Genomic DNA, 20967 nt, shown 5'->3' with positions numbered 1-20967 from the left:
CGGGCATTTCTTTGCATGATCAGGCGTAACGGGGATGGGTAACGCGGAACGGGAAGGGAGAGCGTTTGCCGGTAAACATAGAGCAGAGTTACGAGGTGCCGCCGAAGGTATCCGTGCGCAACGAGCGCTTCGGGGGCCTCGTTTATCGTTACGACAACCGGGCGCTCCTCTTCCTGCACTCGCGCCCGTTGGTCGACTTTTTGAAGGGGTTAGACGGGTCGAAGCCTCTGGGGACTGCGCTCGAGGAGTTCGCCGCCGGGAGAGGGTTGGACGATGGTCAGCGCCGGGCGATGGAGAACGCTTTAGGCCAACTGGAGGGGAAGGGAATAATTCGTGAGCTATGATCTGCTGCGCAAGGGGCTTGAGGCCCCGATCTGCCTGACCTGGGAGGTCACCTACGAGTGCAACCTCCGCTGCGCTCACTGCCTCTCCGCCTCGGACCACGCGCGACCCGGAGAGCTGACCACCGAGGAGGCCAAGGCCCTCATCGACCAGTGGGCCGAGATGAAGGTCTTCTACATCAACGTCGGCGGCGGTGAGCCCCTCACGAGGCCGGACTTCTTCGAGCTCATGGACTATAGCCTCGACAACGGCATCGGGGTCAAGTTCTCCACCAACGGGACGCTCGTGGATGATGCGGCGGCCGACTGGATCGCGTCGCGCAACTACCTCGACGTGCAGATCTCGCTCGACGGCGCGACCGCCGAGACGAACGACCCCGTGCGCGGGACCGGCTCCTACAAGCGGGCGCGCAGGGCGATGGAGCGGCTGGCGGAGCGCGGGTTCAAGTTCAAGATCAACTCCGTCCTCACAAAGCAGAACTTCCACCAGCTCGACGACCTGTACGACCTCGCGACCGGCTACGGCGCCGAGCTCCGCCTGACGCGCTTGAGGCCCTCGGGCGCGGCGTGAGCGTCTGGGACGCGATGCGCCCGACCCGCGAGCAGAACCGCACGCTCTACGACTGGCTGCACGCCCACCCGGACGTCCTCACCGGCGACTCGTTCTTCCACCTCTCCGCCTACGGCCAGGAGCTTCAGGGATGAACATGTGCGGCGCGGGCAGGATCGTGTGCTGCGTCGACCCCGTCGGCGAGGTCTACGCCTGCCCGTTCGTGCTCGCCCCCGAGTTCTCCGGCGGCAACGTCCGCGACGAGGGCGGCTTCGCCGGCGTCTGGCGCGAGTCCCCGCTCTTCGAGCACCTCAGGGAGTGGCAGGTCGGCGGCACCTGCGGAACCTGCAACGCCTACGACGTGTGCCACGGCGGGTGCATGGCCGTCAAGCACTTCACCGGCCGCTCGGTGGACTCCCCGGACCCGGATTGCGTCTTCGGCAACGACGAGGGTCCGGCCGCCGCGGCGGGCACCTTCGTCCCGTTGAGCCTCGGGGGCAAGGGGAAGGGTAAGCTCAGCCAGATCAGCCGGGGCTAGGTGCCTCGGAGAAGTCGAGGGTAAACCCCCGCGGCTCGTCCCGACCTCGATTATGATGCCGGGACGAGCCGCGGTCGGCCGTACCGGCGTATCGGAAGGGGCGGCCGGACAGGGGCGAAGCGCCCGGGGAGCACGGGCTGAAAGGGGAAGCGCGATGGCAGGGGATTGGTTCGAGACCGTCACCGAGGCGCAGCGCAGGGCGAAGAAGCGGCTGCCCAAGTCGGTGTACATGGCGTTGTTCGCGGGCTCGGAGAAGGGGGTCACGCTCGAAGACAACATGGCGGCGTTCAGCGAGCTCGGGTTCGCGCCGCACGTGGCCGGGTTGCCGAAAGAGCGCGAGATGGCGACGGAGGTGATGGGCCAGCCGCTCTCGATGCCGGTGATGATCTCGCCGACCGGCGTGCAGGCGGTCCATCCCGACGGCGAGGTGGCCGTGGCACGGGCCGCCGCGGCGCGAGGCGTGGCGATGGGCCTGAGCTCCTTCGCCAGCAAGCCGGTCGAGGAGGTCATCCAGGCCAACCCGCAGACGTTCTTCCAGTCCTACTGGATCGGTGATAGGGCGGGGATGGAGAAGCGCCTGGAGCGGGCCAAGGAGGCCGGGGCCGCCGGCGTGATCCTCACCACGGACTGGTCGTTCGCCTACGGGCGTGACTGGGGGAGCCCGGACATCCCGGACCAGATGAACCTGAAGACGATGCTGAAGTTCGCGCCCGAGGTCCTCCGGCGGCCCAAGTGGCTTCTGGAGTTCGCCAAGACCGGCCAGCCGCCCGACCTCAGCGTCCCGAACATGACCGCCCACGCGGGCGAGCCCGCCCCCACGTTCTTCCAGGCGTACGGGGAGTGGATGCAGACCGGGTCGCCGTCGTGGGACGACGTGCGCTGGATGCGGGAGCAGTGGGGCGGGCCGTTCATGCTCAAGGGCGTGATGCGCGTCGACGACGCCGAGCGCGCGGTCGACGCCGGGGTGACGGCGATCTCCGTCTCCAACCACGGCGGCAACAACCTCGACGGGACGCCGGCGGCCATTCGTGCCCTACCGGCCATAGCCGAAGCGGTGGGAGATCAGATCGAGGTCGTCTTCGACGGCGGCATCCGCCGCGGCAGCGACGTGGTGAAGGCGGTAGCCCTCGGCGCGAGGGCCGTGATGATCGGGCGCGCCTACCTGTGGGGCCTGGCGGCCAACGGACAGGCCGGCGTCGAGAACGTGCTCGACATCCTGCGCGCCGGCGTCGACTCGGCGCTGCTCGGCATGGGCCGCTCCTCGATCCACGACCTCACCCCGAACGACCTCGTGATCCAACCCGGGTTCGAGCGCAGGCTCGGCACCGACTCGGCGACGATCAGGTAAGCCCCGGGAAGCGGAAGGCTGGAACGACCCGTGCCCCACCGCCGGTACGAGCCCCACCCCGGGCTGCGCCCGTCGAGAAGACGGAACGTCTGGCCTCGCGTCCCGGGCCGTGGGCTGGACGTGTCCGCGCGGTGAGAGCCCCGAACGCGGCTTCCGACTCGGGCGCTGCCCCTCCGGCGCCCGAGTCGGGAGCCGTCCGCCTCGACGAAGCCACGCGGGGCGGTGGAGGCCACACGAGATCGGCCCACCGGCTCTCGGAGATGACCTGGCCCGAGGTCGCCGAGGCCGTACGCGCCGGATGCACGACGGTGATCCTGCCGCTCGGCGCGACCGAGCAGCACGGCCCGCACCTGCCGCTCGGAACGGATGCCATCCGGGCCGCTGCGCTGGCCGACCGCCTGGCCGAGCGCCTGCCGGGCTCGCTCGTCGCCCCCGCGCTGCCGTTCGGCTGCTCGGATGAGCACTGGGGCTTCCCCGGCCTGCTGGGCCTCGACGCCGAGACGTTCGCGCGCGTCATACTCGACCTCGCCCGCAGGGTCGTGGGCTGGGGCATGGAGCGGCTCGTCCTCCTCTCCGCGCACGGCGGCAACGGGGACGCCCTGGATCTCACGCTGGAGCTTCTCGGGAGGGAGCTCCCCGACCTCGAGGTGCGGACGAACGGCAACCTGGAGTCCGTCGCCCCGGCGGCGCTCGAGATGGCGCGGCGGGAGGGCATCTCCGCGAGCGATCTGGGCCTGCACGCCGGCGAGGGCGAGACCTCCGAGATGCTGCACCTGCGTCCGGAGCTCGCGCACCCGCAGCGCGCCGCGTTGGGCTTCACCGGCGATATGGAGACCATCCTCGACGACCTCCGTGCGGGCGGGCTGAGATCCGTGACGGCCAACGGCGTCCTCGGGGACCCCACGCGCGCCGCGGCCGATCGAGGCGCCCGCTACCTCGACGCCTTCGCGGACGAGCTCGCCGCCGCGCTACGCCGCGATGCAGATGCAAGTTAGGCGAGGGAGCGCGGATCGCCGCCGGATCTGGGCGGAGGCGCTCGTGCTCGAACCTCGGACCGACCTCCGGGCGAGCCTCGTCGGCGAGCTGGCCGAGTACCTGGACGGGCCCGAGGAGGAGGTCCTCCAGAGGTGCCGTGCGGGGGCCGGAGAGCTCGCCGAGGCCTGGCGGACCGCCGCGCCGAACACGACGGAGGAGGTCACCGCCTTCTACCGAGGGACGGACGCCTACCTGTACGACCTGACGTGGTGGCATGCGCTCGTCGAGGACGAGAGCGCGCTCGCGGGGGTGGAGGCGCTGGAGGCCGCGGCGGGCCATCGCGCCCGCACGGTCCTGGACTTTGGGAGCGGCATAGGCTCGCTCGGGCTCCTCATGGCCCGCCACGGGCTCGACGTGACGCTCGCCGAGATCAACCCCGCCCTCTCCGACTACGCCCGCTGGCGCTTCGACCGGCGCGTCCTGTCGGCGCGCTTTCTCGACGCGGGAACTGAGGCGCTGCCGGAGGCCGCTTTTGACTTCGTCTCCGCGGTCGACGTCCTCGAGCACCTGCCGGACCCGCGGGCCGCCCTGCGCTCGCTCGCGGCGGCGCTACGCCCCGGCGGCACGCTCTTCGTCCACCTGCCGCCCGAGGCGGACGCGTCGCGCCCCATGCACCTGTGGCACGGCACGGGCGCCCTGCTCGCCCATCTCGACGAGGCCGGGCTCTGGCTGGAGGGAGCGAGCGGCTCGTCGCTGGTGCTGCGGCGCGGCCCGGCCCCGCGGTACGGGCTGGAGCGCGGCCTCGAGGTGCGCCCGACGAAGGGGGGATGGCTCCTGTTCTCGGAGCGCCCCCTGATGGCCACGCGCCTCAACCCGCAGGCCGCCGGGCTGCTCGCGCGCCTCGACGAGGAGCGCTCGGCCGCCGGGCTCGCCGAGGAGGCCGGCCTGCCCCTGACGGACGCGGCGGCCTTCCTCGACGGCCTCGCAGATCGGCGCCTCGTCAGGCGAACCTCCCAGGCCCTGCCGGCCCGGTGGCCCTCCGTGACGGTCGTCGTCCCCTCGCGGGACCGTCCGACGGAGACGCGCGCCTGCGCGGAGTCCCTGCTCGCCCTCGACTACCCGGCTGACGGGCTAGAGGTCCTCGTCGTGGACGACGCCTCGGAGCCGCCGCTCTCGGAGGCTCTGGGGGACTTGCCGCTGCGCGTCCTGCGCCTCGATGAGAACGTCGGCCAGTCCGCCGCCCGCAACCTGGCGATGGAGGCGGCGCGGGGCGAGGTCGTAGCTTTTATCGATAACGATTGCCTGGCTCATGCGGGCTGGCTCCGCGCCCTCGTGCCGCCCCTCTGCGAGCCGGGCGTGGACGTCGCGGGCGGGCGCGTCCTCTCGCCCCCTCCGGACGGTAGGATCGCCGCCTTCGAGGCGGTGCGTTCGTCGCTCGACATGGGTCCCGTCGGCGGCAAGGTCGGAGCGCAAGAGCCAGTGGCGTACCTCCCCTCGTGCAACCTGGCCGCGGACCGGGAGGCGCTGCGAAGCCTGGGCGGGTTCGACAAGGAGATGCTGCTCGGGGAGGACGCGGACCTCGTGTGGAGGGCGGCGCGCGCGGGGAGCGGCATCCGCTACGAGCCGTCGGCGGAGATCGTGCACCGCCACCGCACGCGCCTCCTCCCTTTCCTGCGCCGCCGGGCCGACTACGGCTCCTCCGAGGCCGACCTCCAGCGCAGGCACCCCGAGGCCCGCCGCACGATGATGGTGCCCGTGTTGGGGGGTCTGCTCCTCGCCGCGCCCCCCGTGCTGCCGCTCTCGTGGCCGGCGAGCCTGGCCCTAGTCGTGCTCGCGGCGCTCCTCGCGTGCGTCGAGGTCGGCCTCAAGACTCGCCGGCTGCGCCGGGTGGGGGCGCGGTTGCCGACGGGGAAGATCGTGGCGGCGGTGGCGCGCCAGCACGGCGCCGGGCTGTACCACCTCGGGACGAACGTCGTCCGCTACTACAGCCTGCCCCTGCTCGGCGCCTCGCTGCTCTGGCCGGCGCTGCTGCCGCCGGTGCTGGCGCTCATGGTGATACCGCCCGTGGTCGACCACGGGCGCCTGCGCCCGAAGATGTCGCTCGCGAGCTTCGCTTGCCTGTACTGGGCGGAGCTGGCCGCCTACCAGATCGGCGTCTGGCGCGGCTGCCTGGAGCGGCGCACGATCCGCCCGCTCGTCCCGAAGCTGCGGATCGGCAGGTAGGCCGAAGGCGCGTTCGGGAGGAGCATCGGAGACCGCGCTACCGGAAGAACGTGCCGACGACTGGCGCGTCCGTGCCGCGCGCGGAGCGTTCTTCCGGCGCCGGGTCCGGAGGGAGTAGCGGGGGGCTGACCGTTCGTTTACCTTTACTGCTCGACGGGCAGTAAGCTCGGGGAGGGAAAGGAACTTCCTCGAGTATCAGGAGTTCAGGTACGAGGACGATCCGAGGGCACGACCCTAGAAGATTGCGTCGGGGGTCGACACAGTAACCGCTCGGGCTCCTCCCGACTTGAAGGGGGTGGGGACCATGGTTTCCTGCGGCTCGGGCAGAGCTCGGGCCGCCCGAGGGCACCAGATTTTTTGCGCTTGCACCATCCAGCAGGGATCAGAGTAGACCGAGAGGCAAGGAGGAGAGATGAGCGAGGAACGTCAGCAAGGCGAAGAGCGGCGCGAGGCGCAAGAACCCGGCGGCGAGACACCTGCCAGCGCGGGCCAAGACAACAAGAACGTCTGCCCCGAGTGCGGCGGCAGCGGGAAGGTCGATCCGGAGACGACCTGCCCGAACTGCGGCGGGACGGGCAAAGTGGAGGCCGTCGGCTACTAGGCACGGAGCCGAGGACGGGCGTTACGGCCTCGTCGCCGGATCGAAGAGGTAGCAAGCGGCGCTTCAGGGTAGGACCGCAGGCTTCGAGCTAGCCGTCATCCCCCTGGAGCGTCGCTTTGTGGTCGTCGATGGGTGCTGGATCTCCCCAGCCCCCTCGCACTCGTTCGCCGCGGTGAGGCGGTACCCCGCAACGATGGAAGGTGAGGGAGCGTGACCCGGGCGGGAGACGAACTCGCGGAGGTGTGCCGGAGGCTGGTCCGAAAAGGCACGGAGGACGAGGCGTTCCGTCGGGGTTTGCTCGCCGATCCCAGGTCGACCGTGGAGCAGGAGTTGGGCGTCAAGCTGCCGGCGGAGATCGAGGTGAGGGTGATCCAGGGTACGCAGGAGACCTTCTCCCTGATCATCGCACCCGATGTTTCGCCGGACGCGCGGGGAGGCGAGCTCTCCGATGAGGAGCTGGAGGCTTCGGCCGCCGGTTGGCCCGGCCCCTGGGGTAGGTGGTCCATCGAAGGCGAGACCCGACGGGGCGAGGGACAGGGAGTAGACCTCAGGATCATCGGCGCGGGTCTCGGGAGGACGGGGACGATGTCGCTCAAGACGGCGCTCGAGGAGCTGGGCGTCGGCCCCTGCTACCACATGAGCGAGCTGAGGAGGCACCCGGAGCACCCGAGGGCGTGGGTCGCGGCGTCGCGGGGGGAGCCGGTCGACTGGAAGGGGGTGCTCCGGGGCTACGGGGCTACCCTGGACTGGCCCTGGTGCACGTACTACAAGGAGCTCATGCGGGCGTTCCCCGACGCCAAGGTGCTGCTGAGCGTCAGGGACCCCGAGGAGTGGTACGAGAGCGTCGCCGCCACGGTCTATTGCACGTTCAAGATCCACCGCTACCTCACGCACGGCCCCTCCCCCAGGTCCGGCCCGGTGGGCAAGGAGAGCCGCATCTGGGGCGATACGTTCTCCGGGTGGTTCGAGGACCGGGAGCACGCGATCTCGATCTTCGAGCGGCACAACGAGGAGGTCAGGGTGCACGTCCCCGACGACCGGCTGCTGGTCTACGAGGTGGGCGAGGGATGGGGCCCGCTGTGCGAGTTTTTGGGCGTCCGGGTACCCGTAGATAAACCGTTCCCGCGCTCGAACGGATACGCCGCTTTCTGGAACCTCCCGGGCGCGTAGCGGACGCGCGAGGTACCGCAACGCAGATGAGAAGCCCCCGACCCTGCGGGAGCCGCCGGAAGCATCGGTGCTCCAGCTTTTCGTTGCCCTGGAGATGAGTTTGGCACACCGTCGTGCAGCGGCCACGAGACCAACGCCGGCGCTACCCGGGTTCCTCGGGCGGGGTGTGCCTCACGAGGGCTCCAGGATCACCCAGCCACCGAGGTACTCCTCGAAACGGCAGCGCCACCCCGTCTCCCTTCCAAAGGAGATCAGACGCTCCCTGTCGAAGCTCTGGGCGTGGTCGTAGGCGAGGTCGGCCTCCTCCTCCATCGGCACCGCGACGATCACCCTGCGCCGGGCGACCCGGCACGTCTCCCGGAGCGCCCGGCTCGCGTCCAAAGGGTTCAGGTGCTCCATCACGTGCAGGGCGGCGACCGTGTCGAACGAGCCGTCGGCGAACGGCAGGTCGCAGGCGTCTCCCTGTACGAACCTCGCGGGGTTCGCGTGTTCTTGGGAGAGGGCGGCGTCTCGCGCGAGCTCGAGGATCGGGGCCGACAGGTCGAGGGCTACGACCTCCAGCTCCGGCTTCGCCTCCTGCAACATCAGCGGGAAGAAGCCGAAGCAGGTGCCGACGTCCAGCAGGGAGGAGCCCACCACGAGCCGTCGGGCGTGCTCGTAGATCCGGCCGAACACCGCTATGGGGCCGTAATCTTCCGGTAGCGTCCCCGGCGCAACCTCCCGCAGCCGCGAGAGGGTGTTCCCGTAGAACGCGCGCCAGGCCTCCCTCGGATCAGGCGCCGAAGATCGGACCACCCCCGCGAAGCACCGCTCGAACGCGTCGGGTATCGCCACGCGCCCCGGTCGTACGAGCTCGCCCGCCACGAGCTCGGCGAGGTCGTTGTCTACCTCCGGGGGCTCCAGGCCGTGTAGCACCACGGTGGCGTCGCCGAAGGCGAAGACGACGAAGTGGGAAGTCTCGCGTATGCGGTCGGCCCCGTTCGCGAGGACGTCTCGCGCGCCGGGGTTGGCGGCCTCCGAGAGCACGAAGAGCTCCCCGTCCGCGTGCGCCCACCGGGCGGACGGGAGGGCGCGCGCGGCGTCAGGGGAGCCCGACGTTTGCAGATCCCTCCTCCGAGGACTACTTGGTCGCCAGCGCGCCGGCGACCATGCCGTCGACTACCTCGTCGAGCTGGTCGAGGCTGCGGACGACCTCGACGCGGTCGCACACCTGCGCGTAGGTGGGCATGTCGCCGCCGCCCATCGACCAGTACGCGCGCTGCTCGGGGGTGAACCAGATGGTCTGCTGGGCGCGCCGCGACACCTCTTCGAGGACCCAGGCGTTGGCCGGGTTGCCGTTGCCCCTGCCGTCACCGAGGACCAGCACGGTCGTGCGCCCGTTGACGGCGGTCATGTAGTTCTCGTAGAAGTGCTCGAGGGCGAGGCCGTAGTTCGAGTTGGCGTCGACGTCCAGGATCTCCCCTCCAAAGATCATGCCGAGCACCTCCTCGAGCCCGCTGTGCTCGAAGTACTCGGTGACCTCGACGAGGTCCGCGACGAACGCGAAGGTGCGCACGTTGGAGAACAGGCTCTGGAGGTTGTGCACGAGGTGCAGGGCGAACCTGGAGGTGTTGCGCACGGAGAGGGAGACGTCCGCCAGGACGACCAGGCGCGGCTTGTCTACCTTTCTGCTGTGGAAGACCGGCTTGAACGGCATCCCCCCGTACTTCAGGTTCGAGCGCATCGTGCGGCCGATGTTGATGCGGCCCTTGTGCGTGGCGCTGCGCCGGCTGGAGAGCGCGCCGTTGATCTTGCGCCCCAGCCTCCTGAGGAGCTCCTCCATCTGCTGCCGCTCGGCCTCCGTGAAGACGGTGCGGTAGGCGGGGACCATCTCGTCGGCGTGCACGTGCATCTCGCGGTTCTGGGCCATGAGCTTCTCGAGGTACTTGCGCAGAAGCTCTGGCAGGCGGTCGATCATGCCGTCCACCTGCTGGCGCAGCTTCTCGACGAGCTCTTCGTCCAACTCCAGCTCGTCCACCGCCTGCTGGAACTGATCTATCGCCCCGACGGAGAGGTCGGCGTCGAGCATGGCCGCCGGGTCGCCGCTGGCTAGATCTCCCGGCATCCCCGGGTTCTTGAGCCTGCGGACGTTGATCTGGGTGAACATCTTGTCCAGGGCCTGGCTCAGGGCGTCCTGGTTCTCGTTGAGGATAAGCTCCTGGCTCAGGGCCGAGAGGTCGGTCTTGCCGGCCTCCTTGTGGATGGAGTACGAGACCGCCAGATCCTCGGGGTCGAAGAGGTCCGAGATGTCGGCGGGCTTGTCGTGGGAATGGCTGGGGTCGTCGGTCTCCGACGGCTCCTCGGAGATCTTGATCTTCTCGACCTGCGCCGAACGATCGTCGCCGTGATGGTGGTGGTGGCCGTGGTCGTGATCGTGGCCGAACAGGTCCCCCAGGCGGAAAAAGGTCTCGAACACCTCTTCGAAGGCGGCGAGGTCGCGCTCGTGCTTGATGAGCGTCCCCGCGAGCGCCGCCTTCACCGATTCCCGGTCGGAGATGCGAAGCTCCCCCAGGGCCCGCAGCGCGTCGATGGTCTCGGCGGGCGAGATCCTGACGTCCCGCTGCCTCAAAAACCAGACGAACCGGTTGATTACCTTATCCACGTTCCCCGCCGCGGAAAGCCCCGAAGTAGTTGGCCTTGTGGTCCGCGGCCTTCGCCTTGTCGTAGCCGTGCGAATGCCCGTGGGAGTGGTCGTGCGAATGATCGTGGTCGTGATCGTGGTCGTGGCCTTCCTCGCCCATGAGGCGCGGCAACGCCGCTACGGCCTTCTCCACGTCGCGGTCGTACTTCAGGAGCAGCATGAGGGTCTCTTCGACGAGTTCGCGGTCCAGCGACTCCGCGTTGAGGACCGCCAAGGCCTTGGCCCAGTCCAGGGCCTCGCTGATGCTCGGGGCCTTGCGGAGGTCGAGGTCCCGCAAGGAGCGGATCATGTCCACGATCTGCCGGCTCAACTCTTCCGAGATGCCGGGCACCTTCAGGCGCAGGATCTCGAGCTCCCGCTCGGCGCTCGGGTAGGTCAGCGAGAGGTGCAGGCACCGGCGCTTGAGGGCCGGGCTCAGGTCCCGCGTGTTGTTGGAGGTGATGATCACGTACGGCGTCGTGACCGCCGAGAAGGTGCCGAGCTCCGGCACGCTGACCTGCAGCTCGGCGAGGACCTCCAGAAGCAGCGCCTCGAGCTGCTCGTCGGCCCGGTCGATCTCGTCGATGAGCAGCACGGTCGGCTCCTCGGAGCGGATCGCCTCGAAGACCGGGCGCTCGGCGAGGAAGTGCTCGGAGAAGAAGAGGCTCTCGTAGGCCTTGAGCTTCGGCAGCGCGTCGCCGGGGTCCTTTACGTCGCTCAGGACGCTCTTGGAGTCGTCCTTGAGGAGCTGGGTGTAGAGCAGCTGCTTGCCGTAGTCCCACTCGTAGAGGGCCTGGCTCGCGTCGAGCCCCTCGTAGCACTGCAGGCGGACCAGCCTGCGCCCCGAGGTAATCGCGAGCGCCTTCGCGAGCTCCGTCTTGCCCACCCCGGCGGGGCCCTCGATCAGGACGGGCTTCTCGAGCCTCGTGGTCAGAAAGACCATCGTCGCGAGCCGCTTGTCCACGATGTACCCGTCCTGCTCGCGGAAGCGCTCGATCACCTCTTCCACGCTCTCGAAAGTGTTCTGATTTTGCGAATCTGTCTTATTCACGTCGCCGGCGGCGGTCACGTATGCCCTTTCGTCCCTGGTCTCAGCTGTTGCAAAGCTATACTACATGAATCCCACGCAAGGTAAGCGGGCTTACCGCCCGGACCCGGAAGAAGAGGAGGGCCGCCCCGGGGCGGCCCCCCTCGCTGTCACGGGTGATGCTCTGCGCTACGCGCCGGGGATGGCCCGGGCGCGTGGGTAGCCTAGAGGTTGCCGTGGATGCAGTGCTCGACCACCGGCCTGACGCTCTCGAAGGTGCACTCGCGCGGGTTGCCCGGCGTGCAGGCGTCGCCCAGCACGTGGTTCGTGATGCGGTCGATGTCCGCGGCGTCGCCCTTGATCTGCGTCCCCGCGTTCGCGTAGACGCCCTCGCCCATGATGTTCTTGGGGTAGGTCTCCTTGTTGACCTGGGAGAAGTTCTCGGGGATGCCCACGTCCCTGAGCAGCTGGATCGCGGCGTCGAGCCCGGCCTCGGCCATCTGCACGTCCGTCTTGCCGTTCCTCTCCACGCCCATCGCCTGAGCGATGTCCGCGAAGCGCTTGTAGTGCACGGGCATGTTGAACTCCCACACCCGCGGCAGCGCGATGGCGTTGTTCAGCCCGTGGTGGCTGTCGTAGAACGCGCTCACCGCGTGCGAGATCGAGTGGATGATCCCGAGGCCCCCGGAGTTGAACGCCTGCGCCGCCATGTACTGGGCGTACATCATCCCGCTGCGCGCCTCGTAGTTGCGGGGCTCGTACGTGGCCCTCCTGAGGTGCTCGTTGGTCAGCTCGATCACCTTCAGAGCGGTGCCGAGGCTCGGCGGCATGTCGATGCGCGAGACGTACGGCTCGGAGGCGTGCGCCAGGACGTCGAAGCCGCACTGCGCGGTGAACCTCTCCGGGCAGTCGTAGTAGAGCACCGGGTCCAGGAGCGCCAGGCTCGTCACGCTGGCGTCGTCGAAGCCGACGTACTTGTGGGGCTCGTCGCCGGTCGTGTCCGTGATCACGTACGCCCAGCTCGTCTCCGCGCCCGTCCCCGCCGTGGTGCTGACCGCGATGTGGGGCGGGTTGACCGGGTTCTCGGACTTGTTGAAGCCCTCGAACTCGTTGATGTTCCTACCGTCGTGGGCCACCACGATGCGGGCGGCCTTGCACGCGTCGTGGCTGCTGCCGCCGCCGATGGAGATGAAGCTGTCGCAGCTGTTCTCCGAGTACAGCTGGTAGGCGTCCATGACGTTGTAGTCTTTGGGGTTGGACTCGACCTTGTCGTAGACCACGACCTCGATGCCCTGGTACTCGACCTTGCCCTTGATGTCCTCGATGATGTCCGTGCCCTTAAGGCCGGACGTCATGATGAGCGTCTTCTTGAAGCCGAGCTTCTTGGCCTCGACGCCGATCAACTCGTATGCGCCCGGGCCCATCAGCCCGCGCGGTATCGGGTGGAATTCCTTGATCGGGAAATCCGAAAGCCTCCCAACGTCCATACTCTTCCTCCTCCTTCTACGTCACTTTCCCCTGACGATCCTTCTGACGCGCCGGTAGCGCGCTTACGCCCTCCGAATTAGTCCCCCAACGCACCCCTTTCCACGTTTCCAACCGAACTGTTCGAGCAATGCCACGGTAACAACAACCGAACGCGAGACAATGTAACGGCATTCGCAGCCCGGCGCAAAGTTTTGCAGCGATCGACCAGAGACTTACGAGATACGGGTCGCAGATGTATGCGTATTGCAGCTAAATGCGCAATGTGAATATGGATGGGCTATGGGGGTCCATCCGAAGCTAGCCGAAGGCCGGGCGTGTGGCTTTACGGCGGAGGTTAGGGAGCTGTGAGCGGGCGCGGCTTGGCCTCTCCTTTCGTTGCGCCGGTCGGGCTCGTGGGGTCTCTGTACTCTGGGTGCTGGCGGGACCGCGTCCGGCCCCTAACTTCGGAGGCGGGGGGGGGTGGCCTTCGTTGCGCGCGTAATGCCGCTTGTGCTAGGCTTGAAATAGGTAAATCAGTACGAAAGATCGTCGGGCCGCACGGCCTGTGATACTTCTGACTGTGGCCACAAGCGTTTCTGGGGAAGCTGTTGTTTCGGACGTTGAGTGGTGAGCACCGTTCAATGACGGGGGAAAGGAGAGAAGGGGTGCGAAGGATCAAGCTGAGCGTCAACGGCGTCACCTACGAGCACGAGGTCGAGCCTCGGTTGCTGCTCGTGCATTACTTGCGTGAGGGTTTGAACCTGACGGGGACGATGGTCGGGTGCAACACCTCCAACTGTGGTGCGTGCACCGTATTGCTCAACGGGCAGTCGGTCAAATCTTGCACGCTCTTCGCGGTGCAGGCCGACGGGCACGAGATCACGACGGTGCAGGGCTTGCAGTCCAACGGCGAGTGGCACCCGATGCAGACGGCGTTCCACGAGAACCACGGGCTGCAGTGCGGGTACTGCACGCCGGGCATGATCCTGGCTTCCGTGAGCTACCTCAAGGAGAACCCGAACCCGAACGAGGAGGAGATCCGGGAGGCTCTGGAGGGCAATTACTGCCGCTGCACCGGTTACGAGAACATCGTCAAGGCCGTGCAGCAAGCTGCCGGCCAGACGAGCTGAAGCAAGGAGGCGCTGGAGTGACCCAGGCACCGGAACGCTACATGGGGGGCGGGCTACCTCGCAAGGAGGACCCGAACCTCGTAACCGGAAGAGCCAACTGGACCGACAACATCAAGCTGCCGGGCATGCTGCATCTGGCCATGCTTAGGAGCCCCTTCGCGCGGGCGAAGATCACGAAGCTCGACGTCTCGGGCGCCCTGGAGCGGCCCGGCGTCGTCGGGGCGTTTACGGGTGCGGAACTCGCGGATCAGTGGCCGGGCGGGGTGCCGTGCGGAGCGGTGGTCTCCGACCAGCAGAACAGCCCCTTCTTCTCGCCCATCGTCACCGACGAGGTACGCCACGTCGGCGACGTGTTGGCCGTGGTGGTGGCGAGCGACCGCTACACCGCCCAGGACGCGCTCGAGTCCATCGTGGTGGATTACGAGCCCCTGCCGCCGGTCGTGAACATGGAGGCGGCGCTCGCGGAGGGCGCCCCGCTGGTGCACGAGGAGTTCGGCACCAACGAGTGCTTCAAGTACACCGCGGGCGTCGAGGGCATAGACGACCTCTTCGACGCTCCCGACGACACGCAACTGGAAGGCGGGGGCGTTCGGGGCCCCAACGTAGGAGGCCAGGGGGACACCGGCGAGGCTATGAGGCGGGCCGACGTGGTCATCAAGGAGCGCTACATCCAGCAGCGCGTGCTCCCGACCGCCATCGAGCCGAGGGCGGTAGTCGCCTCCCCGGAGCCCGGGCACCAGGGGATCGTGATGTACTCGTCGACCCAGGTCCCTCACCTCCTCAAGATCGTCCTGTCGCTCTCGACCGGCATCCCCGAGAACGAGATACGGGTCGTGGCCCCGGACGTGGGCGGCGGGTTCGGCTCCAAGCTGAACCTGTACCGCGAGGAGATCATCGCGGTCGTGCTGGCGAAGAAGCTGGGCACGCCCGTCAAGTACGTCGAGGACCGTTCGGAGAACTACCAGGCGACGATCCACGGCCGCGGCCAGATCCAGGACATCGAGCTCGCCGCCAACTCCGACGGTAAGATCCTCGGTCTGCGGGTGAAGCTCCTCGACGACATGGGCGCTTACCTGCAGCTTCTGACCCCGGCCATCGCGGTCAGCGGTGCGGCGCTGTTCCCCGGCGTCTACAACTTCGAGAACTTCGCCATCGAGATCAAGGGCGTCTTCACGAACCTGACGCCGACCGACGCCTACCGCGGCGCGGGACGGCCCGAGGCCTGCTTCGCCATCGAGAGGGCCATGGATTCCCTGGCCCGCGAGCTGAACATGGACCCGGCCGAGGTCAGGCGGAGGAACTTCTTCGAGCCGTTCGACGAGCCGACGGCGAACCCGGCGGGCCTGCAGTACGACTCGTTCAACCTGCAGGCGGTCCTGGATCGGGCTATAGAGCTCGCGGACTACGAGTCCCTGCGCGCCGAGCAGCAGCGCAGGCGCGAGTCGGGCGACCCCGTCCAGCTCGGGATCGGGTTCTCGACCTACACCGAGATCTGCGGCCTCGGGCCGTCTCAGGCTCTCGCGGGCCTCGGTCTTGGCGGCGGTGGCTGGGAGGCCGCCAACGTCAGGATGCTCGTGACCGGCAAGGTCGAGGTCGCCACCGGCACCTCGCCCCACGGCCAGGGCCACGAGACGAGCTGGTCCCAGATCGCGGCCGACGTCCTGGGCGTCACCCCCGACGACGTAGACGTGATCCACGGCGACACGGACGCGGTCCCCTTCGGCCGCGACACCTACGGCTCCAGGAGCCTCGCCGTCGGCGGCATCGCGGTGTACCACGCCGCCAACAAGGTGGTCGAGAAGGGCAAGAAGATCGCGGCGCACATGCTGGAGGCCTCCGAGGAGGACATCGAGTTCGAGGGCGGCCGCTTCAGCGTCGCCGGCTCGCCGGACCAGAACGTCACCATTCAGGACGTCGCGGGGGCCGCGTATCTGGCGGCCGATCTGCCGGAGGGGATGGAGCCGGTCCTCAACGAGAGCATGATCTACGACCCGCCGAACTTCACGTTCCCGTTCGGCGCGCACATCTGCGTCTCCGAGGTGGACACGGAGACCGGTAAGGTCAAGCTGCGCGACTACATCGCGGTGGACGACTGCGGCCCGGTCATCAACCCGACCATCGTGGACGGCCAGCTTCACGGCGGCCTGGCGCAGGGCATCGCCCAGGCGCTATACGAGGGCGTCATCTACGACGAGGAAGGCAACCTCGTCACCGCCTCGATGGTGGACTACATGATCCCCGGGGCGCCCGAGCTTCCGAACTTCACGCTGGACCGGACCGTGACCCCGTCCCCGAGCAACCCGCTCGGTGTGAAGGGCGTCGGCGAGGCCGGCACCATCGGCGCGCCGCCCGCGGTCATCAACTCGATCGTGGACGCGCTCTCGCCGCTGGGCATCAAGCACATAGACATGCCTGCCTCCCCGATGAGGGTGTGGAAGGCGATACAGAACGCGCAGGGCAAGCAATCCGGCGACAGGCAGATCGATGCCTCGCTGGAGGCGAGCGGCGCCGACATAAAGCAGGGGAGGTAACGCTAGATGATCCCCGTAGCCTTCGACTACGAGGTCGCGGAGTCCGTCGACCACGCCATAGAGCTGCTCGGGCAGTACGGCGACGAGTCCAAGCTCCTGGCGGGCGGGCACTCCCTGATCCCGATCATGCGCCTCAGGCTCGCCGCGCCCGCGGTCCTTATAGACCTGGGCAAGCTGGAGAACCTGCGCTACGTACGTGACGGGGGCGACCACCTGAAGATCGGCGCCATGACCCGCCACCGCGACCTGGCCTTCAACGAGATGGTCGCGCAGCACTGCGGCATCGTGGGCTACACCGCGGGGCTCCTCGGAGACCCGTCGGTCCAGCACCGCGGCACCATCGGCGGCACGCTCTCCCACGGCGACGCCTCCGGGGACATGCCGAGCGTCATCACGGCGCTCGAGGGCTCGATCGTTGTCCAGGGCCCGAACGGCGAGAGGGTCGTGAAGGCGGCGGACTTCTTCCAGGACTACCTGGTGACCGACCTCGGCGAGCAAGAGGTCGTGACCGAGGTCCGGGTCCCGAAGCTGAATGGGAACACCGGCTGGTCGTACAAGAAGTTCAGCCGTCGCTCGCAGGACTGGGCGATGGTGGGCGTCGCGGCGGTCGTGGAGCGCTCCAACGGCTCCATCGGCTCGGCGCGCATCGCGCTGACCGCCATGGGCGCGACGCCGCTCCGGGCGACCTCCGTCGAGCAGGCCCTCTCCGGGGCCCCTCGCGACGCCGTCGCCGAAGCCGCCCAGTCCGCCGACGAGGGGACCAGCCCGGCCTCCGACAGCGCGGCCTCGGCCGAGTTCCGCCGTCACCTGGCGCGGGTCTGGACCAAGCGCGCGGTTGAGGAAGCCCTGAGCCGTTGAGCGAAGCCGTAAACGGACGCCGGGGGGCCCTGCCCCCCGGCGTTTCGCGTTCCGGGGAGATGGGCGAGAAGCTGCGCGAGGAGAGCTACCTCGCTGGCGAAGGACTGGCTACGGCGATCTTTCTGGCCCTCAAGCTCCAGAAGCCGCTCTTTCTTGAGGGCGAGGCCGGGGTCGGCAAGACCGAGGTCGCGAAGGTCCTGAGCCGGATGCTGGAGACACCCCTGATCCGTCTGCAGTGCTACGAGGGCATAGACGTCAACCAGGCCGTCTACGAGTGGGACTACGCCCGCCAGCTTCTGCACATCCGCACGGCCGAGGCCCTGGGCACGACCGGCGGGGACCGCTCGCGCCTCGAGGACGAGCTGTACACGCGCCAGTTTCTCGTGCAACGGCCGCTCCTCCAGGCTATCGAGCACCGGGGCGAGAACCCGCCCATCCTGCTTATAGACGAGGTGGACCGGGCAGACGACGAGTTCGAGGCCTTTCTGCTGGAGATCCTGTCGGACTACTCCGTGACCATCCCCGAGATAGGGACGGTCAGGGCCGAGCGCCCGCCGGTCGCCATCCTGACCTCGAACCGGACCCGCGAGGTCCACGACGCCCTCAAGCGCCGCTGCCTGTACTTCTTTATCGACCATCCTGACCTGGAGCGGGAGGTCGAGATCGTACGCCTCAGGGTTCCGGACGCCGAGGAGAGGCTCACGCGGCAGGTCGCGAAGGCCGTTCAGCGCCTGCGCTCGATGGACCTCTACAAGCCGCCCGGCGTGGCCGAGACGCTCGACTGGACCGAGGCCCTCGTCGCCCTCGGCGCGAAGGAGCTGAACGAGGATCTGATCGAGGCGACCATGGGCTCGGTCCTGAAGTACCACGAGGACCAGCAGAGGGTCCTGCTGCAGTCGCTGAGCCTCCTCGCGGGGAGCTAGGGGTGGAGCCCGAGGTCGAGAACGTCCTTCCGATGGTCCGGGTAGCCGTCGTCTTCGGCCGTCTCCTCCGGAGGGCCGGGATCGCGGCGGGGCCGGATCGGGTGGTAGGTTTCGCGGGCGCTCTCGAGGAGATCGACGTGGGGGACCGCGACGACGTGTACTGGGCCGGGCGGACGACGCTCTGCTCCCGTCCAGAGGATTTCGAGATGTACGACCGGGCGTTCAAGGTCTTCTGGGAGGGGAAGGAGGGCCTCAAGGTCCCGAGCCCGCCGGGGCAGAAGTTCTCGGTCACGCTCTCCCCGGACTCCGTGCAGCCCCCCAAGAAGAGCGCCGAGAAGAACGAGAAGGGCGACGAGGCGGTGAAGCTGCGCTACAGCCCCGTGGATATCCTCCGCAAAAAGAACTTCGCGGACGTGACGCCCGAGGAGTTCGCCGAGCTGTACCGGCTCATGGCGGACATAAACCTCGCCGGGGCGATGAAGCGCTCGCGGCGCCTCGAGCCCTCGCACAGGGGCCGCCCCGACGCGAGAAGGACCCTGAGGGCCGCCATGCGCACCGGGGGGGAGCCCATACGCCACCGCTACCGCAAGGCTAGGGACCGGCCCCGCCGGGTCGTCCTCCTGTGCGACGTCTCCGGCTCCATGGCCTCCTACAGCCGGGCGCTCCTCAGGTTCATGCACGCGAGCGTCGCCTCGGGGGAGCCGGTGGAGGCGTTCGTGATGGGGACGCGGCTCACGCGCGTGACGCGCGAGCTGACCAACCGCAACCCCGACCGGGCGCTCCGGGAGGCCTCCAGGACGATAGAGGACTGGTCCGGCGGGACCCGGCTCGGCGATACCGTAAAGGAGTTCGTGGACGTTTGGGGCCAGCGCGGGATGGCCCGTGGCGCCGTCGTGGTCCTGCTCTCGGACGGTTGGGACCGCGGGGACGTGGAGGTTCTCGCGGACGCGATGCGGCGCATACACCGCCTCGCCCACAAGGTCATCTGGGTCAACCCGCTCAAGGCCGCCCCCGGCTACCAGCCGCTCGCGCGCGGGATGGCCGCAGCACTTCCCTACGTGGACGTGTTCCTCTCGGGCCACAACTTCGAGAGCCTGCAAGAGCTCGCCTACGCCGTCGCCGGCGCTTCGGCCGAGGACTCCGCCACGAGCCGCTAGAATGGTCGCAAAAAGGAGGTTTTCGCTGTGAACCCCGTGATAGAGAAGATCGCAGGTTGGCGCGAAGAAGAGAGGAAGGCCGCCCTGGCGACGGTGGTGAAGGTCGAGAGGAGCGGACCCTTAGGGCCGGGGACCTCGATGGCAGTCTCCGAGGACGGGCAGGTCGTGGGGTCGGTGAGCGGCGGGTGTGTGGAGCCCGCGGTCTTCGAGGAGGCGATGGCGGCCATCGAGACGGGGAGGCCGAAGCTCTTGACTTACGGCATCTCGGATGATGAGGCGTTCGGGGTGGGGCTGACGTGCGGCGGGATCATCCACATCTTCGTGGAGCGGGTGGACTGGTGAGCATAATCAGCCGCTGGCGCGAGCTGCTGGCCGAGCAGTCGCCGGTCGCGGTGGCGACGGTAATAGAGGGTCCTGAGGCTTCCTTCGGCGGCAAGCTCCTCGTCACCCCGGACGACCACGAGGGGAGCGCGGGGAACGAGGACCTCGACAGGGCGGTCGTCGAGGCGGCCCGGGGGTTACTCGAGGGCGGCAAGACCGAGACGCGCCACTTCGGGCCGAGGGGTCAGCGGCGCATGGAGGACGTCGCCGTCTTCGTGCAGAGCTTCGCGCCGCCGCCCAAGATGTACGTCTTCGGGGCGATAGATTTTGCCTCCGCCGTCGCCAGGGTCGGGAAGTTCCTGGGGTATCGCGTGATCGTCTGCGACGCCCGGGCGGTCTTCGCAACGCGCGAGCGCTTCCCCTCGGCCGACGAGGTGGTCGTCGCCTGGCCCGACGAGTTCTTGAAGACGGCCGAGGTGGACCGCCGGAGCGTAATCTGCGTCCTCACCCACGACCCGAAGTTCGACGTGCCGGTGCTCAAGGAGGCGCTGAACACGGAGGCCGGGTACATCGGGGCGATGGGGAGCCGCCGGACGCACGACAACCGGACGGCCCGCCTCAAGGAGGAGGGGGTCACGGACGAGGCGCTCGGGCGCATCAGCAGCCCCATAGGCCTGGACATCGGCTCGCGCACCCCGGAGGAGACGGCGGTGGCGATCGCGGCGGAGATTATCGCGTTCCGGACGGGGCACGCGGGGGGACGCCTCGCCGAGCGGTCCGGTCCGATCCACGAGGCCGCGCCGGACGTGGCCCCGTCGCCGGACGCGCGGGACGCCGGGCGGAACACGGCGGGGGCGGCCCGAGACCCGCGGTGAGCGGGGTCTCGGCCATCGTGCTCGCCGCCGGCGCGGGGAGCCGGTTCGGGGGCGGCAAGCTTTTGGCCCCGTTCGGGGGGCGAACCCTGATCGAGACCACGCTCGACGGGCTGCGCGGGGCGCCGGTGGATGAGACAATCGTTGTCGTCGGATCCGAAGGGGAAAGGTTGCGCAGCTTGAGCGACGCATACGGGGTTCGCGTGGTCGAGAACCCGGGCTGGGCGGAGGGGATGTCCACCTCGGTGCGCGCGGGGCTCGGGGCGTGCTCGTCGG

General features: G+C 68.5%; 20 protein-coding genes and 1 pseudogene. 17 read left to right on the top strand and 4 right to left on the bottom strand.

Annotation, left to right across the window (positions count from 1 at the left end; all coding sequences use genetic code 11):
- Nucleotides 1-65 precede the first annotated feature (65 nt).
- The 9 genes from mftB to GBA65_RS20700 all read left to right on the top strand — a co-directional run bounded on the left by mftB (nt 66) and on the right by GBA65_RS20700 (nt 7746).
- A complete protein-coding gene (mftB, locus tag GBA65_RS20730; RefSeq protein WP_166398157.1) occupies nt 66-344 on the top strand; it encodes a mycofactocin biosynthesis chaperone MftB in 279 nt (92 codons plus the stop codon).
- Nucleotides 334-912: a mycofactocin radical SAM maturase gene (mftC, locus tag GBA65_RS23775; protein ID WP_207955991.1), complete on the top strand. Its 579-nt coding sequence runs from the start codon at nt 334-336 to the stop codon at nt 910-912. Before mftB ends, mftC begins: the two co-directional genes overlap by 11 nt.
- Nucleotides 909-1046 carry a hypothetical protein gene (locus tag GBA65_RS23770; RefSeq protein ID WP_207955990.1) on the top strand — a complete coding sequence of 46 codons (138 nt, stop codon included), beginning with the start codon at nt 909-911 and terminating at the stop codon, nt 1044-1046. The genes mftC and GBA65_RS23770 overlap by 4 nt, the downstream gene beginning before the upstream one ends.
- The gene (locus tag GBA65_RS23765; RefSeq protein WP_207955989.1) at nt 1043-1429 is read left to right on the top strand and encodes an SPASM domain-containing protein; all 387 of its coding nucleotides are present in this window, start codon (nt 1043-1045) and stop codon (nt 1427-1429) included. Before GBA65_RS23770 ends, GBA65_RS23765 begins: the two co-directional genes overlap by 4 nt.
- A gap of 154 nt (nt 1430-1583) precedes the next feature.
- On the top strand, nt 1584-2777 hold the full coding sequence (gene mftD, locus GBA65_RS20720; RefSeq protein WP_166398156.1) for a pre-mycofactocin synthase MftD: 1194 nt from the start codon (nt 1584-1586) through the stop codon (nt 2775-2777).
- Between the two features lie 131 nt (nt 2778-2908).
- Nucleotides 2909-3772: a mycofactocin biosynthesis peptidyl-dipeptidase MftE gene (gene mftE / locus GBA65_RS20715; protein ID WP_166398155.1), complete on the top strand. Its 864-nt coding sequence runs from the start codon at nt 2909-2911 to the stop codon at nt 3770-3772.
- Nucleotides 3773-3815: 43 nt separating this feature from the next.
- Complete coding sequence (gene mftF, locus GBA65_RS20710) at nt 3816-5975, top strand: mycofactocin biosynthesis glycosyltransferase MftF (RefSeq protein WP_166398154.1); 2160 nt, start codon at nt 3816-3818, stop codon at nt 5973-5975.
- A gap of 412 nt (nt 5976-6387) precedes the next feature.
- On the top strand, nt 6388-6576 hold the full coding sequence (locus GBA65_RS20705) for a hypothetical protein (RefSeq protein WP_166398153.1): 189 nt from the start codon (nt 6388-6390) through the stop codon (nt 6574-6576).
- 210 nt (nt 6577-6786) lie between these two features.
- Nucleotides 6787-7746, top strand: coding sequence for a sulfotransferase (locus tag GBA65_RS20700; RefSeq protein WP_166398152.1), 960 nt, complete (start codon nt 6787-6789; stop codon nt 7744-7746).
- Nucleotides 7747-7917: 171 nt separating this feature from the next.
- On the opposite strand, the gene mftM is transcribed toward GBA65_RS20700, so the two are convergent.
- From mftM to mdo, 4 genes are all read right to left on the bottom strand, one after another.
- Nucleotides 7918-8772: a mycofactocin oligosaccharide methyltransferase MftM gene (mftM, locus tag GBA65_RS20695; RefSeq protein WP_166398151.1), complete on the bottom strand. Its 855-nt coding sequence runs from the start codon at nt 8770-8772 to the stop codon at nt 7918-7920.
- 94 nt (nt 8773-8866) lie between these two features.
- Complete coding sequence (locus GBA65_RS20690) at nt 8867-10387, bottom strand: VWA domain-containing protein (RefSeq protein WP_166398150.1); 1521 nt, start codon at nt 10385-10387, stop codon at nt 8867-8869.
- Complete coding sequence (locus GBA65_RS20685; protein ID WP_207955988.1) at nt 10380-11414, bottom strand: AAA family ATPase; 1035 nt, start codon at nt 11412-11414, stop codon at nt 10380-10382. The genes GBA65_RS20690 and GBA65_RS20685 overlap by 8 nt, the downstream gene beginning before the upstream one ends.
- Before the next feature lie 242 nt (nt 11415-11656).
- Nucleotides 11657-12919, bottom strand: a complete 1263-nt coding sequence (mdo, locus tag GBA65_RS20680; RefSeq protein WP_166398149.1) for an NDMA-dependent methanol dehydrogenase — start codon at nt 12917-12919, stop codon at nt 11657-11659.
- A gap of 645 nt (nt 12920-13564) precedes the next feature.
- On the opposite strand from mdo, the gene GBA65_RS20675 reads away from it, so the two are divergent.
- The 8 genes and pseudogenes from GBA65_RS20675 to GBA65_RS26925 form a co-directional block, all read left to right on the top strand.
- Nucleotides 13565-14029: a (2Fe-2S)-binding protein gene (locus GBA65_RS20675; protein WP_323127064.1), complete on the top strand. Its 465-nt coding sequence runs from the start codon at nt 13565-13567 to the stop codon at nt 14027-14029.
- A 41-nt stretch (nt 14030-14070) separates the two neighbouring features.
- Nucleotides 14071-16560: a xanthine dehydrogenase family protein molybdopterin-binding subunit gene (locus GBA65_RS20670; RefSeq protein WP_166398640.1), complete on the top strand. Its 2490-nt coding sequence runs from the start codon at nt 14071-14073 to the stop codon at nt 16558-16560.
- 6 nt (nt 16561-16566) lie between these two features.
- Nucleotides 16567-17418 (top strand): FAD binding domain-containing protein, encoded by an 852-nt coding sequence (locus tag GBA65_RS20665; RefSeq protein WP_166398147.1) that lies wholly within the window; start codon nt 16567-16569, stop codon nt 17416-17418.
- Nucleotides 17415-18341 carry an AAA family ATPase gene (locus tag GBA65_RS20660; protein WP_207955986.1) on the top strand — a complete coding sequence of 309 codons (927 nt, stop codon included), beginning with the start codon at nt 17415-17417 and terminating at the stop codon, nt 18339-18341. Before GBA65_RS20665 ends, GBA65_RS20660 begins: the two co-directional genes overlap by 4 nt.
- A 2-nt stretch (nt 18342-18343) precedes the next feature.
- Nucleotides 18344-19498, top strand: coding sequence for a vWA domain-containing protein (locus GBA65_RS20655; RefSeq protein ID WP_228281534.1), 1155 nt, complete (start codon nt 18344-18346; stop codon nt 19496-19498).
- Between the two features lie 27 nt (nt 19499-19525).
- Nucleotides 19526-19840, top strand: coding sequence for an XdhC family protein (locus tag GBA65_RS23760; protein WP_207955985.1), 315 nt, complete (start codon nt 19526-19528; stop codon nt 19838-19840).
- Nucleotides 19837-20694 carry an XdhC family protein gene (locus GBA65_RS20650; protein ID WP_228281531.1) on the top strand — a complete coding sequence of 286 codons (858 nt, stop codon included), beginning with the start codon at nt 19837-19839 and terminating at the stop codon, nt 20692-20694. Before GBA65_RS23760 ends, GBA65_RS20650 begins: the two co-directional genes overlap by 4 nt.
- A pseudogene (locus GBA65_RS26925) lies at nt 20691-20954 on the top strand (nucleotidyltransferase family protein); the annotation flags it as partial. The gene GBA65_RS20650 and the pseudogene GBA65_RS26925, both read left to right, overlap by 4 nt.
- Between the last annotated feature and the right edge of the window lie 13 nt (nt 20955-20967).

The organism is Rubrobacter marinus (genome assembly GCF_011492965.1).
GTDB lineage: Bacteria > Actinomycetota > Rubrobacteria > Rubrobacterales > Rubrobacteraceae > Rubrobacter_F > Rubrobacter_F marinus.
Note: the sequence above shows the minus strand (reverse complement) of the source record. Positions and strands in the feature narration are given on the sequence as shown.